The sequence below is a fragment of the Curtobacterium sp. ZW137 genome (assembly GCF_003762905.1).
Classification (GTDB): Bacteria; Actinomycetota; Actinomycetes; order Actinomycetales; family Microbacteriaceae; genus Curtobacterium.
Genome location: NZ_RJKS01000002.1, coordinates 417,395 through 430,583, shown reverse-complemented (window position 1 = coordinate 430,583; position 13,189 = coordinate 417,395). Strand labels below are relative to the sequence as shown.

The following is a 13,189-nucleotide window of genomic DNA, read 5'->3' as shown; positions in this document are numbered from 1 at the left end:
CTAGAGCGTGATGAAACCGGTGACGAGCCCGATGACGGCGACGACGGCGCCCGCGACCGCGACGACGCAGAGGACCACCTCCGGGCCGGTGAACACCCGGAGCGTGCGCTCCCGTCGGGCGATGACGTAGAGCACCGTCGCCGGGGCGTAGATCAGGAACGACAGCAGCAGGTACTGGGGGCCGGCCGCGATGACGAGGAACACCGTGTACACGACCGCGACGAAGGCCGCGACGAGTTGTCGACGTGACAGCCCACCGCTCGGCACGAGGGCCGGGTCGACGTCACGGTGCGCGCGCCGCGACCACCGCGGGATGCCGTACTGCACCGCGTACAGGGCGGTGAGGAAGTACGGGATCAGCGACAGGGAACTGCAGAGCTCGAGCATCGACGTGAGCGCGTCGTCGGAGAACATCGTGATGACGAGGAACACCTGGATGAGCCCGCTCGTGAAGGCCAGCGCCATCCAGGGCGTGCCGTGCCGGTTGACCTTGGTCAGGAACCGCGGGGCGTCCTCCTGTCGCGCCGCCTGGTACAGCACCTCGCTCGACATCAGCGTCCAGGCCAGGTACGCACCGAGTACCGAGACGACCAGCCCCACGTTGATGAGGACCGTGCCCCAGGTCCCGACGATCGCGCCGAACACGCCGGCCATCGAGGGCTGGCGCAGACCGCTCAGCTCGGCGGCGGGGAGCGCGGCGAACGACACGAGGGTGACGAGGGCGAAGACGGCGAGGACCCCGAGGAAGCCGCTGATGGTGGCGCGGCCGATGTCCTCGCGCCGGCGCGCGTACCGGGAGTAGACGGTCGCCCCCTCGACACCGAGGAACACGAAGACCGTGACGAGCATCGTCGACCGCACTTGCGAGAACAGCTCCCCGGCGCTCGGCTCCGCGCCGCCCCAGAGGTTCAGCCGGAACGTCTCCCAGTGCGTGCCGACGATCGCCCCGACGATGACGAACAGCAGGATCGGGACGAGCTTCGCGATGGTGACGACGGTGTTGAGGACCGCCGCGTTCTTCGTGCCGCGGAGGACGAACAGGTGGAACGCCCAGAGCATCGCCGAGGTGACGACGACGGAGAGGAGCGTGTCGCCCTCCCCGAAGGCGGGCAGCACCGAGCCGAGGGTCGAGCCGATGAGGACCCAGTAGGTGACGTTGCCGACGCAGGCGCTCGCCCAGTAGCCGAACGCGGAGAAGAAGCCGATGTAGTTGCCGAACCCCGCCTTGGCGTAGGCGAAGATGCCGGCGTCGAGGTCCGGCCGGTGCGTCGAGAGTGCCTGGAAGACGAAGACGAGCATCAGCATCCCGACGCCCGCCACGATCCACGCGATCACCGTCGCGACGACGCCGGCTCCGGACGCGAAGTTCCGGGGGAGCGAGAACACGCCGGCACCCACCATCGAACCGACGACCATCGCCGCCAACGCGAGGACGGAGAGCGACTTGTCGCCCTGCGTGCTCGGTGCCTCCTGCTCCTGGACCGTCATGGCAGGTCGACCTCCTCGGCGGCGCCCGACCAGGTCGCGACCACGACCAGCTGGACGACGCCGAAGACGACGAGCACGCAGCTGACGGCGGCGACGGCGAACACCGTGCCGAGTGCCGGCACGTTGATCAGGAGCACTCCGCCGAGGACGCTGAGGACCGCCGCCGTGATGGTCAGGCCGCGGTGGCCGCCGCCGGGGGCGTACAGGAGCGCGATGCCCTCCAACGCCCAGGCGAACCCGGTCACCAGCACGAGGACGCGGATCCCGACCGGCGGGTGCAGGATCGCGATGACCCCGCCGGCGACGACGAGCAGGCCGACGACCACGAGCGCGATCCGCCGCCATCCGGACGACCCGCCGACGGCGACCGCGCGCACGAGCATCGCTCCGCCGGACACCACCAGGTGGATGCCGAACACCCAGACGACCGCGACCACCGTCGCGTGCGGGAGGACCAGGGCGGTGACGCCGGCGAGGACCGCGACCACGCCGACGACGGCGAGCGCGATGCGCAGTCGCCGTTCCGCCGCGTCGTCCGGGACGACGACGGGCTCCTGCCCCGGCGCCCCTGCACCTGCCCCTGCGCCTGCACCACTCACGATCCCCACTGCCCTTCCGCGCGATGGTCGTCGTGATCCGTGCCGCGCCGATGACAGGACTACATCCGCTCAGGCCGGGCGGGTTCATCCGTTGCGGGTGAATCCGGTGGCGCCGATCGGGGGCAGGGTCGCGGCCATGACAGAGCAACCGGTGCCGGCCGACTGGTCGGGTCAGCGTCCCCGCCCGGCGGCGCGGCGAGCACGGCAGGGCGCCGTGCTCGTGGTCCTCGGCGTGGTCGGGTTCATCGTGGCGGTCCTCGTCCTCACCCGTCCCCCCGCCGCGATCGACGCGGAGGTGCACCTCCTCGGCTCGTACATGGTGATGGCGGGACTCCTGCGCATCGGTCGGGCCGGTGCGGGCGACGGCATGGCGATGCCCCGTCGCGTCGTGCACGGCGTCCTCGGGACGTTCGTCCTGGTCGCGGGCGTGGCCGCGGTCGTGCACCCGCCGGGGGAGCTCAGCGCCTGGGTGGTCGTGATCGCGATCGCCTGGGTCCTCGAGGCCGGCGTGGTGCTCACCGGGTCGACCTTCTCGTCCGCGCGTTCCCTGTCCCTGGTCGCCGCGGTCCTGTGCGTCTGCATCGCCGTCGCGCTGCTCCTGTACCCGGTGATCGGGGTTCGCGCGTCGACCGCGTCCAGCGCCGTCTTCCTCGTGCTGTTCTCCGCCGCCCAGCTCTTCGAGGGTGTCCTCACCTGGGTGCCGGCGCGCTACGAGACCCGCAGCGCACCGGGACGTCCTCGGTGAGTGTCAGGGACGAGCCGCCAGGAAGGCCGCCTGCCGCTCCCACTGCCGGAAGCCGCCGCCCTCGTGACCGTTGTACGGGTAGACCTCGATGTGCTTGTCGGTCGACGCGAGGGCGTTGTACGCCGCGAAGGTGGTCCGCGGTGGCACCACGTCGTCCATGAGCGCGACGGAGAACAGCGCCGGCGCCGTGATCCGGGCCGCGAAGTTCACGCCGTCGAGGTACGACGCCGTGGTCCACACCGTCTCGGCCGCGTCCCGGTGCACGGCGAGGTAGCGGACGAGTTCCTGGTACGGGTCGCTCGTCGCGACGAGTGCCCCGTGCTCCCAGTCGCAGAGGAACGCGACGTCCGGCATCACCGCGGTGACCGGCCCGACGTGCGCCTCCACGAGTGCCGCCGCCGCGATCGTGATCCCGCCGCCCTGGCTCCCGCCGGTCAGCGCGATCCGCGCCGGGTCGACACCGGGCAGGGTCCGGACGGCGTCGACCAACCGCACCGCGTCGGTGTACACGCGCCGGTAGTAGTGGTCGGCCGGGTCCTCGATCCCGCGCGTCATCCACCCGCCGATGTGCGGGCCGGAGCCGTGCGGGTCCGGGGTCTCGCCGCCGCCCCAGCCGCTGCCCTGGCCGCGGGTGTCCATCACGACGTGCACGTACCCGGCGAGGGCCCAGGCGACGCGCTCGCCGGGGAGGGCCCGTCCGCCGTTGTACCCGAGGAACTCGACGACGGCCGGCAGCGGCTCGTCGCCCGCCCCGGCCGGCCTGGTCACCCAGGCGCGGACGGGGTCGGCGGCGAAGCCGGGGAAGACGAGGTCCTCCACGGTGAGCGCGGTCACCGGCGTCACCGCCGGCGTCAGGACCGGCACGGCACCGGCACGTTCCGCCGCCGCCCGAGCCGACGCGATCGTGTCCGCCCAGAACGCGTCGAAGTCGTCCGGACAGCGGACCTCCGGCCGGTGGGTGCGGAGCTCGTCGAGGGGCAGGTCGGTCAGCGGCATCGTGGGGTCCTCCTCAGCGGACGGCGGCGCGGTAGCGCTCGAGCACCTCGGGGTGCGGGTCGGCGGGGACCGTCGTCGTGGCGACCTCCCACGTCGGCAGTGACCCGGTCAGTGCCCATGCTGCCTGACGCGCCGCCCCGGCGGCGACGTACTCGCCGGGTTCCGGCAGGTGCACGTCGCGGCCGAACACCTGCGCGGCGATCGTGCGGACCGCCTCGTTCCGCGCGGCACCGCCGATGAGCAGCAGCCGTTCGACTCTGACGCCGGACGCCTCGACGGCGGCGAGGCCGTCCGCGAGCGCGCAGAGCATGCCCTCGAACGCAGCCCGGGCCAGGTGCTCCCGGTCGGTCGTCGCCGGCGTCATGCCGAGCAGGGACGCGGTCGCGTCCGGTCGGTTCGGCGTGCGCTCGCCGACGAAGTACGGCACGAGCACGAGACCGTCGGCACCGGTCGGCGCCTCGAGTGCGAGGCGCCCGAGCTCGCCGTGGTCGACGCCGAGCAGGCCGCCGATCACCTCGAGCACGCGGGCCGCGTTGAGTGTCGTGACGATCGGGAGGCGCGACCCGGTTCCGTCGGCGAAGCCCGCCACGGTCCCGCTCGGGTCGGCGAGCCCGGTGTCGGTCACGCCGAAGACGGTCCCGCTGGTCCCGAGGGACACCGCGACGTCGCCTGCGGCGAGTCCGAGGCCGAGCGCGGCTCCGGCGTTGTCGCCGGTGCCGGCCCCGATGACGAGCCCGGCGCGGGCGACCGCGCCGCCGGGGAGTGTCACGTCCGCCGACAGCGTGCCCATCGCCTCGTCCGGTGCGACGACGCGGGGGACCACGACGGCGTCCTCGTCGCCCGTCGTCGCCGTGCGCATCCGTCGCCCGAACGCGAGCTCGAACAGCTCCGGGTCGTAGTCCCGGCGCGCCGGGTCCCAGTACGCCGTGCCGCTGGCGTCCGAGCCGTCGGTCGCGAGCGCGTCCAGGTCGGGTCCGAGCGGGCTCTCGCCCGCGGGGCCGTACCCGCGCAGCCGCCAGGACAGCCAGTCGTGGGGGAGTGCCACGGCCGCCACCCGGTGTGCGTTCTCCGGCTCGGCGTCGCGGAGCCACCGCAGCTTCGTCCCGGTGAACGACGCCACCGGGACCAGACCCGTCCGGGTGACCCATGCCTCCCGTCCGAGTTCCTCGACCATCTGCGCGGCCGCGTCGGCGCTGCGGACGTCGTTCCAGAGGAGCGCGTCGCGGACGACGCGTCCGTCGGTGTCGAGCACGACCATGCCGTGCTGCTGGCCGGCGATCGCGATGCCCGCCACGTCGTCGAGCCCACCGGCGTCCGCCACGGCGGCGCCGAGGGCGTCCCACCAGTGGCGGGGGTCGACCGAGGTGCCGTCCGGATGGGACGCGCGCCCGTCGCGGACCACGGCGCCGGTGTCGGCGTCACGGATCGTGACCTTGCAGGACTGGGTCGACGAGTCGACCCCTGCCACCAGTGTCATCAGCTCTCCTCGGCGGTAGGCCGCCTCGGCGCGCGGAATGCGGCCGCTGGCGCGTCCGCTCTCAATTCCGCGCGCCCATGAGGTGCTCGACGGCCAGCTGCTGCAGCCGGACGAAGCCGAAGCCCTTGCCGCCGAAGTAGGCGTCGGCGTCGAAGTCCTCGAACGCGGAGCGGTCGGCCAGGAACGCGTCGTAGGACTCGCCGTCGTTCAGCGTCGGGGTGGACAGCTCGTCGACCTTGGCCGCGGAGAGGGCCGCCTGGACCTCGGGGTCGGCGCGGAACGCCTGCGCACGCTCCTTGAGGAGCAGGTACATGCGCATGTTCGCCGCGGCGGAGTCCCAGACACCGGAGATGTCCTCGGTGCGGGACGGCTTGTAGTCGAAGTGGCGGGGGCCGTCGTAGGCGACACCGCCCTGCGGGGAGCCGTGCTCGAGCAGGTCGACGAGGGAGAACGCGTTCTGCAGGTCGCCGTGGCCGAACACCAGGTCCTGGTCGTACTTGATGCCGCGCTGGCCGTTGAGGTCGATGTGGAAGAGCTTGCCGGAGTAGAGCGCCTGGGCGATGCCGGCCGTGAAGTTCAGCCCGGCCATCTGCTCGTGGCCGACCTCGGGGTTCACGCCGAAGAGCTCCGGACGCTCGAGGGTGTCGATGAACGCGATCGCGTGCCCGAGGGTCGGCAGGAGGATGTCGCCGCGGGGCTCGTTCGGCTTCGGCTCGATGGCGAAGCGGATGTCGTAGCCCTTGTCGGTGACGTACTGGGCGAGCAGGTCGACGGACTCCTTGTAGCGGGAGAGCGCGGCCTGCACGTCCTTGGCGCTGTCGTACTCGGCGCCCTCGCGGCCACCCCACATCACGAAGGTCTTCGCGCCGAGCTCGGCGGCGAGGTCGACGTTGCGGAGCACCTTGCGGAGCGCGAAGCGGCGGACCTGCCGGTCGTTGGACGTGAAGCCGCCGTCCTTGAAGACCGGGGCGGAGAAGAGGTTCGTGGTGACCATCGGCACGATGATCCCGGTGGCCTCGAGCGCGCCCTTGAGGCGGTCGATCTGGGTCTGACGCTCGGCGTCGGTCGAGCCGAACGCGAAGAGGTCGTCGTCGTGGAAGGTCAGGCCGTAGGCGCCGAGCTCGTCGAGCTTCTCGACCGCCTCGACCACGTCGAGCTGCGGGCGGGTGGGGCCGCCGAATGGGTCGGAGCCGTTGTAGCCGATGGTCCAGAGACCGAAGGAGAACTTGTCTGCACGGGTGGGCGTCGTTGCCATGATGGTCACCGTTCGTCGTCGAAACAAAATGTTGCCGCGCCCAACATAAGCGTTAGGGTGGATCGTGGCAAGGACGTGATCGCAAGGGAGCGAGCGGATGGCACAGGAACGACTTCGGGTCGCGATGGTGGGACACGGCTTCATGGGAGCCGCCCACTCGCAGGCCTGGCGGACCACCCCGAGGTTCATCGACCTCGCCGTGGAACCGGAGATGGCGGTGGTCGTCGGGCGTGACCCGGACCGCGCCGAAGCCGCCAGGGTGCGGTACGGCTGGCGGGCAGCGTCGACCGACTGGCGCGCGGTGGTCGCCGACCCGGACATCGACGTCGTGGACGTCGTGTCCCCGGGCTCCTCGCACGTCGAGATCGCGATCGCGGCGCTCGAGGCAGGCAAGCACGTCCTGTGCGAGAAGCCGCTCGCGAACACCGTGGCCGAGGCCGAGGCGATGACGGCCGCCGCCGCAGCCGCCCGGGCACGCGGTGTCCGCGCCATGGTCGGCTTCAGCTACCGCCGGGTGCCCGCGATCGCCTTCGCACGACAGCTCGTGCAGGCCGGCCGCATCGGCACCGTGCGGCAGGTCCGCGCGCTCTACCTGCAGGACTGGCTCGCCGACGCCGACGGTCCGATGACGTGGCGGCTCGACAAGTCGCTCGCCGGCTCCGGCTCGCTCGGGGACATCGGCGCGCACGCCATCGACCTCGTCGAACACGTCACCGGCGCGCAGCTCGCCAGCGTCTCCGGCACCCTCGAGACCTTCGTGACCGAGCGCCCCCTGCTCGCCGACGGCGTCGGACTCTCCGGCACCGCGTCGAGCGAGCGCGGACAGGTCACCGTCGACGACGCCGCGTTCTTCATCGGCCGGCTCGGCGGCGGTGCGGCCGACGGCGCGATCGGCACGTTCGAGGCGACGCGCTACGCCACCGGGCGGAAGAACGGCCTGACGCTCGAGATCAGCGGCTCCGAGGGCGCCATCCAGTTCGACCTCGAGTCGATGAACGAGCTCCGCCTCTACGAGTCCGCAGGCCCCGCGGGCGAGCAGGGCTTCCGGCGGATCCTCGTCACCGAACCCGAACACCCCTACATGGCCGCGTGGTGGCCGACCGGGCACCTCATCGGGTACGAGCACACCTTCAGCCACCAGGTGAAGGACTTCGTCGACGCGATCGTCGCCGGTACGGACCCCTCGCCCTCGTTCGAGGACGGTCTGCACGTGCAGCGCGTGCTCGACGCCGTCGAACGCAGCGCCGCCGACGGCAGCAGCTGGACGGCCATCCCGTGAACGACGACCAGAAGGGCACCATGCAGCAGCGCCAGGCACTCATCGTCCGAGGCGGGTGGGACGGACACCAACCCGTCGAGACCACCGACGCGTTCGTCCCCTTCCTGCGGGAGCACGGGTTCGACGTCCGCGTGGAGGACTCCACCGCCGTCTACGCCGACGAGGCGTTCATGCGCACCGTCGACCTGATCGTGCAGGTCGTCACGATGTCGACCATCGCCGACGACGAGTTCGCCGGCCTGCAGCGCGCCGTGCTCGCCGGCACCGGACTCGCCGGGTGGCACGGCGGCATCGCGGACTCGTTCCGCGCCAACGCCGACTACCTGCACATGATCGGCGGCCAGTTCGCACACCACGCGGCCAAGCCCCCGGCCGAGCGCGCCGGCGACCAGGCCGACAACTACCTGCACTACACGGTGCACATGACGGACCTCGGCCGGACCCACCCGATCACCGAGGGCATCGCGGACTTCGACCTCGTCACCGAGCAGTACTGGGTGCTGAGCGACGAGTACTGCGACGTGCTCGCCACCACGACGCAGGACGCGCGCGACTTCGACGCGTGGAACCGTCCGGTGACCTCGCCGGCGATCTGGACGCGGCAGTGGGGCGCGGGACGGGTCTTCGTCTCCGCGCCCGGCCACCGGCTCGAGGTCGTCGAGTCCCAGCCGCTCCGCACCGTCATCGAACGGGGACTCCTGTGGGCAGCCCGATGAGCGACGGCGCGGCGCTCCGCGTCGGGATGGTCGGCGTCGGGAACATCAGCCGGCAGTACCTCCAGCACCTCCCCGCCCTGCCGGGGCTCCAGCTCACCGCCGTCGCCGACCTCGACACCGAGCGGGCAGCGACCGTCGCGGCGGAGCAGGGCGTCCTCGCCCTCGGCGTCGACGAGCTCCTGGCGCACGACGACGTCGACGTCGTCCTGAACCTCACGATCCCGGCGGCGCACGCATCGGTCGCGCTCGCGGCGCTCGCCGCGGGCAAGCACGTCTACGGCGAGAAGCCCCTCGCGACCTCCACCGCCGAGGCCGCCCCGGTGCTCGAGCAGGCGCGCGCCGCCGGACTCCGGGTCGGCAGCGCGCCCGACACCGTCCTCGGCACCGGGATCCAGACCGCCAGGGCCGCACTGGACGACGGCGCGATCGGTGACCCGGTCGGCGCGGCCGTCGCGTGGAGCGCACCCGGGCACGAGCTGTGGCACCCGGCACCCGCGTTCTACTACCAGCCGGGCGGCGGTCCGCTGCTCGACATGGGGCCGTACTACCTGACCAGCCTCGTCGCGTTCTTCGGCCCGGTCGTCCGGGTCAGCGGGAGCGCCACCCGGTCCGCCCGTGCACGCACGGTCGGATCCGGTCCGGACGCCGGTGCCGCGATCCCGGTGGACGTCGACACGCACGTCGTCGCGATCCTCGAGCACGAGGGCGGGGTCGTCTCCACCGTGACCGTCTCCTTCGAGGTCTGGGCCACACGCTCCCCGCTGTTCGAGGTGTACGGCACGGCCGGCACCCTCGCCGTCCCGGACCCGAACGCGTTCTCCGAGACCGCCTCGATCGCCACCGCCGACGACCGCACGTGGCGGGAACTCCCCGTCCGCGCGGGCTACGCCGACGCCGGGCGCGGGTACGGCCTCGCCGACATGGCGCACGCCATCGCCACCGACCGTCCACACCGGGCGTCCGGGGACCTGGCGTACCACGTGCTCGAGGTGATGGAAGCGGTCGCGACCGCCGCACGGGAACACACCGTGGTGCCCGTGACGTCCCGGCCGGAGCGCGCCGCCACGGCCCCGCTCGACGCGCGACCGGACACCTGGTGACGACGGTCCGACCCGGCCACGGCCCGGGAACCGGCCCGAGACGGAAGGAAGCAGCATGACGGACGAACCACGAGCCTCTCGGCCGGTCACCCTGTTCACCGGCCAGTGGGCGGACCTGCCGTTCGAGGAGGTCGCCCGGCTCGCCGGCGGCTGGGGGTACGACGGACTGGAGATCGCCTGCTGGGGCGACCACCTCGACGTCCGGCGTGCCGCGACCGACCCGGAGTACGTCGCGGACCGCCGCCGGATCCTCGACGACAACGGGCTCGGCGTCTGGACGATCGCGAACCACCTGGTCGGCCAGGCCGTGTGCGACGACCCGATCGACGCCAGGCACCAGGACATCGTGCCGCCGCACGTGTGGGGCGACGGCGACCCCGAGGGCGTCCGGCAGCGGGCCGCCGAGGAACTGCAGTGGACCGCCCGCGCCGCCGCTGCGCTCGGTGTCGACACCGTCACGGGGTTCTCCGGGTCCTCGATCTGGAAGACGGTCGCCGGGTTCCCGCCCGTGCCGCCCGGGATGATCGACGCCGGGTACCAGGACTTCCACGACCGCTGGTCGCCGGTCCTCGACGTCTTCGAGGAGGTCGGGGTGCGGTTCGCGCTCGAGGTCCACCCGTCCGAGATCGCCTACGACTACTGGACCGCGAAGCGCACGCTCGAGGTCTTCGCGGACCGGCCGGCGTTCGGGTTCAACTTCGACCCGTCGCACTTCGTGTGGCAGGACCTCGACCCCGCCGCCTTCCTGCTCGACTTCGCCGACCGGGTGTACCACGTGCACTGCAAGCAGTCGGTGAAACAGCTCGACGGCCGCAACGGGCGGCTCGCGTCGCACCTGCCGTGGGGCGACCCGCGGCGGGGCTGGGACTTCGTCACCGCCGGCCACGGGGACGTGCCGTGGGAGCGTGTGTTCCGCGTGCTGAACCACATCGGCTACACCGGGCCGACGAGCGTCGAGTGGGAGGACGCGGGCATGGACCGGCTCGTCGGCGGCCCGGAGGCACTGGCGTTCATCCGGCGCCTCGGCACGATCGCCCCGCCCGACGCCGCCTTCGACGCGGCGTTCTCGCAGTCGCGGTGAGCGCCGCGCCGATGCCACCCGACGTGCCCCGCGAGCCCGTGCCCGGCGACCCCGTCGCCCGCGAGCCCGTGCCCCGCGACCCCGTGGCCCGCGAGTCTGCGCCCGGCGCCGACCGGCCGCGGCGGAACACCGCCCGCGTGCTCCGGATCGTGCACGAGGACGGACCGCTGACGCGCGCCGACCTGACCCGCCGCACCGGGCTGAACCGCTCGACGACGCTGGCGCTCGTCGGGGAGCTCGTCGACCTCGGGCTCGTCCGCGAGTCCGAGGGAGCCGCACCCGGCGTCGGCCGTCCGAGCCCCGTCGTCCGGGCGTCCCCGGACGTCGTCGCCGTCGCCGTGACCGTGGAGATCGACGCCGTCACGGTCGCCCTCGTCGGTCTCGACGGCAGCATCCGGCACCGCGTCACCGAGCACACCGACCACCGGCCGGGCGCCGCGGACGCCGTGCGCATCGTCGCCGGGCTCCTCGACGGCCTGCAGGACGTGATGCGGTCGTTCCGCACGGTCGGGATCGGCGTCTCGATCCCCGGCACCGTCCGCGTCGAGGACGGCCTCGTCCGGTACGCCCCGCACCTCGGCTGGCGCGACGAGCCGTTCGCCGGACCCCTCGCCGTCGCGACCGGACGGCCGGTGCGGGTCGCGAACGACGCGAACCTCGGTGCCCGGGCTGAGCACCTCTACGGCAGCGGGCGCGGGGTCCGCGACCTCGTGTACCTCAACGGCGGCGCGAGCGGCATCGGTGGCGGCGTGATCAGCGCCGACCGACCCCTGAGCGGTGCGGACGGCTACGCGGGCGAGCTCGGGCACACGTTCGTGGCGGACAACGGGATCCGGTGCCACTGCGGTGCGTTCGGGTGTCTCGAGACCGAAGCCTCCCGAGCCGCCCTCGTCGCCGTGACCGGGGTCGACGCGGACGACCTGCCGGCCCTCGCCGCCGCGCTGGACGCCGGGGGTCCCGAGGTCGAGCGGGTCGTGGACCGCCAGGTCGCGGCGCTCGCGACCGGGCTCCGGAACGCGATCCACACCGTCAACCCCGAGGTCGTCGTCCTCGGCGGGTTCCTCGGCGTGCTCCTCGGGCACGTCGGTGACCGGATCGTCACCGCGGTCCGGGCGCAGTCGATGGCGGCGATGGCCGACCGGGTCCGGATCGTGCCCACCGCGCTCGGCGCCGACGTGCTCCTCCGTGGCGCAGCCGAGCTCGGGTTCCGCGACCTGCTCGACGACCCGACCCTCGCCCCGGCCCCCACTCCCACTCCTGATCCCACCTCCACCTCGCAGGAAGCGACCACCCCATGACCACCAGCACCCAGCGCTCCGACACCCAGCGCGGCAGCACCCAGCGCGTCAGCGTCCTGCAGGGCCAGGACGACCTCACCGTGGAGGACCGTCCCGTCCCCGCGGTCGACCCGGGCGACGTCCTCGTCCAGGTCGCCGCGGTCGGCGTCTGCGGCTCCGACGTGCACTACTTCCGGCACGGCCGGATCGGCGACTTCGTCGTCGAGGAGCCCCTCGTCCTCGGCCACGAGCTCTCCGGCACGATCGTCGCCGTCGGCGACGGCGTCGACGCGGGCCGCGTGGGGGAGCGCGTCGCGGTCGAACCGCAGCGCCCCTGCCACCGGTGCGCGCAGTGCCTCGCCGGCCGGTACAACCTCTGCCCGCACATGCGCTTCTACGCGACGCCGCCGGTGGACGGGGCGTTCGCCGAGTACGTCACGATCGAGGCCGAGTTCGCGCACACGCTGCCGGACACCGTCTCGTTCGAGGCCGGCGCGCTCCTCGAACCCCTCTCCGTGGGCATCGCGGCCGTCCGGAAGGCCGGGATAGTCCCCGGCTCCTCGGTCCTCATCGCGGGTGCCGGTCCGATCGGCATCATCTGCGCGCAGGCGGCCAGGGCCTTCGGCGCGTCCCGCATCGTGATCAGCGACCTCGTCGCCGAGCGTCGGGAGCGCGCACTGTCCTACGGCGCGACCGAGGTCGTCGACCCGACCGTGGTGTCCGTCGCGTCCGACATCGCCCCCGTCGACGCGTTCATCGACGCGAGCGGCGCACCCCGCGCGGTCTCCGACGGGATCAAGGCCGTCGGACCCGCCGGAGCCGCGGTCCTCGTCGGGCTCGGCAACTCCGAGATGACGCTGCCCGTCGAGCACATCCAGAACCTCGAGGTCACGGTCACCGGGATCTTCCGGTACACGAACACGTGGCCGGTCGCCATCGAGCTCGTCGCGTCCGGGCAGGTCGACCTCGACTCGCTGGTCACCGGCCGCTTCGGGCTCGACGACGTCCGCGAGGCCCTCGAGAGCGACACCGACCCGGCGTCCCTGAAGTCCGTCGTCTACCCGGCCGGCGTCCCCGCCGCGTAGCGCGCGTCGCGCGCGGCGCGTGCACACTGCGGACGGGAGGCTCGGCTCGCCACCGGCACCGCGCCTCCCGTCCGGCGCACGGTCGGCACGT

Annotated in this window: 12 protein-coding genes; 7 read left to right on the top strand and 5 right to left on the bottom strand. The window is 72.8% G+C overall.

Annotation, left to right across the window (positions count from 1 at the left end; translation table 11 throughout):
• Positions 1 to 1,488, bottom strand: a complete 1,488-nt coding sequence (locus EDF55_RS07185; protein ID WP_123654245.1) for a basic amino acid/polyamine antiporter — start codon at positions 1,486 to 1,488, stop codon at positions 1 to 3.
• Positions 1,485 to 2,087: a DUF308 domain-containing protein gene (locus EDF55_RS07180; protein WP_185017208.1), complete on the bottom strand. Its 603-nt coding sequence runs from the start codon at positions 2,085 to 2,087 to the stop codon at positions 1,485 to 1,487. Before EDF55_RS07180 ends, EDF55_RS07185 begins: the two co-directional genes overlap by 4 nt.
• Before the next feature lie 136 nt (positions 2,088 to 2,223).
• On the opposite strand from EDF55_RS07180, the gene EDF55_RS07175 reads away from it, so the two are divergent.
• Positions 2,224 to 2,832, top strand: coding sequence for a DUF308 domain-containing protein (locus tag EDF55_RS07175; protein ID WP_123654243.1), 609 nt, complete (start codon positions 2,224 to 2,226; stop codon positions 2,830 to 2,832).
• A 3-nt stretch (positions 2,833 to 2,835) separates the two neighbouring features.
• On the opposite strand, the gene EDF55_RS07170 is transcribed toward EDF55_RS07175, so the two are convergent.
• From EDF55_RS07170 to xylA, 3 genes are all read right to left on the bottom strand, one after another.
• Complete coding sequence (locus EDF55_RS07170; RefSeq protein ID WP_123654242.1) at positions 2,836 to 3,828, bottom strand: acetylxylan esterase; 993 nt, start codon at positions 3,826 to 3,828, stop codon at positions 2,836 to 2,838.
• A 13-nt stretch (positions 3,829 to 3,841) separates the two neighbouring features.
• Entirely contained in the window at positions 3,842 to 5,305 is a 1,464-nt protein-coding gene (xylB, locus tag EDF55_RS07165) for a xylulokinase (RefSeq protein WP_123654241.1), read from the bottom strand.
• 61 nt (positions 5,306 to 5,366) lie between these two features.
• Positions 5,367 to 6,560, bottom strand: coding sequence for a xylose isomerase (gene xylA / locus EDF55_RS07160; protein WP_123654240.1), 1,194 nt, complete (start codon positions 6,558 to 6,560; stop codon positions 5,367 to 5,369).
• Between the two features lie 97 nt (positions 6,561 to 6,657).
• On the opposite strand from xylA, the gene EDF55_RS07155 reads away from it, so the two are divergent.
• From EDF55_RS07155 to EDF55_RS07130, 6 genes are read left to right on the top strand one after another with little or no spacing between them, the layout of a single operon-like run.
• Complete coding sequence (locus EDF55_RS07155) at positions 6,658 to 7,839, top strand: Gfo/Idh/MocA family protein (RefSeq protein WP_123654239.1); 1,182 nt, start codon at positions 6,658 to 6,660, stop codon at positions 7,837 to 7,839.
• A gap of 20 nt (positions 7,840 to 7,859) precedes the next feature.
• Complete coding sequence (locus tag EDF55_RS07150) at positions 7,860 to 8,555, top strand: ThuA domain-containing protein (RefSeq protein ID WP_123654715.1); 696 nt, start codon at positions 7,860 to 7,862, stop codon at positions 8,553 to 8,555.
• On the top strand, positions 8,552 to 9,655 hold the full coding sequence (locus EDF55_RS07145) for a Gfo/Idh/MocA family protein (RefSeq protein ID WP_123654238.1): 1,104 nt from the start codon (positions 8,552 to 8,554) through the stop codon (positions 9,653 to 9,655). Before EDF55_RS07150 ends, EDF55_RS07145 begins: the two co-directional genes overlap by 4 nt.
• Before the next feature lie 55 nt (positions 9,656 to 9,710).
• Complete coding sequence (locus EDF55_RS07140) at positions 9,711 to 10,736, top strand: sugar phosphate isomerase/epimerase (protein WP_123654237.1); 1,026 nt, start codon at positions 9,711 to 9,713, stop codon at positions 10,734 to 10,736.
• Between the two features lie 11 nt (positions 10,737 to 10,747).
• Positions 10,748 to 12,034, top strand: a complete 1,287-nt coding sequence (locus EDF55_RS07135; RefSeq protein WP_123654236.1) for an ROK family transcriptional regulator — start codon at positions 10,748 to 10,750, stop codon at positions 12,032 to 12,034.
• A complete protein-coding gene (locus EDF55_RS07130; protein WP_123654235.1) occupies positions 12,031 to 13,098 on the top strand; it encodes an NAD(P)-dependent alcohol dehydrogenase in 1,068 nt (355 codons plus the stop codon). The genes EDF55_RS07135 and EDF55_RS07130 overlap by 4 nt, the downstream gene beginning before the upstream one ends.
• The last annotated feature ends 91 nt before the right edge of the window (positions 13,099 to 13,189 follow it).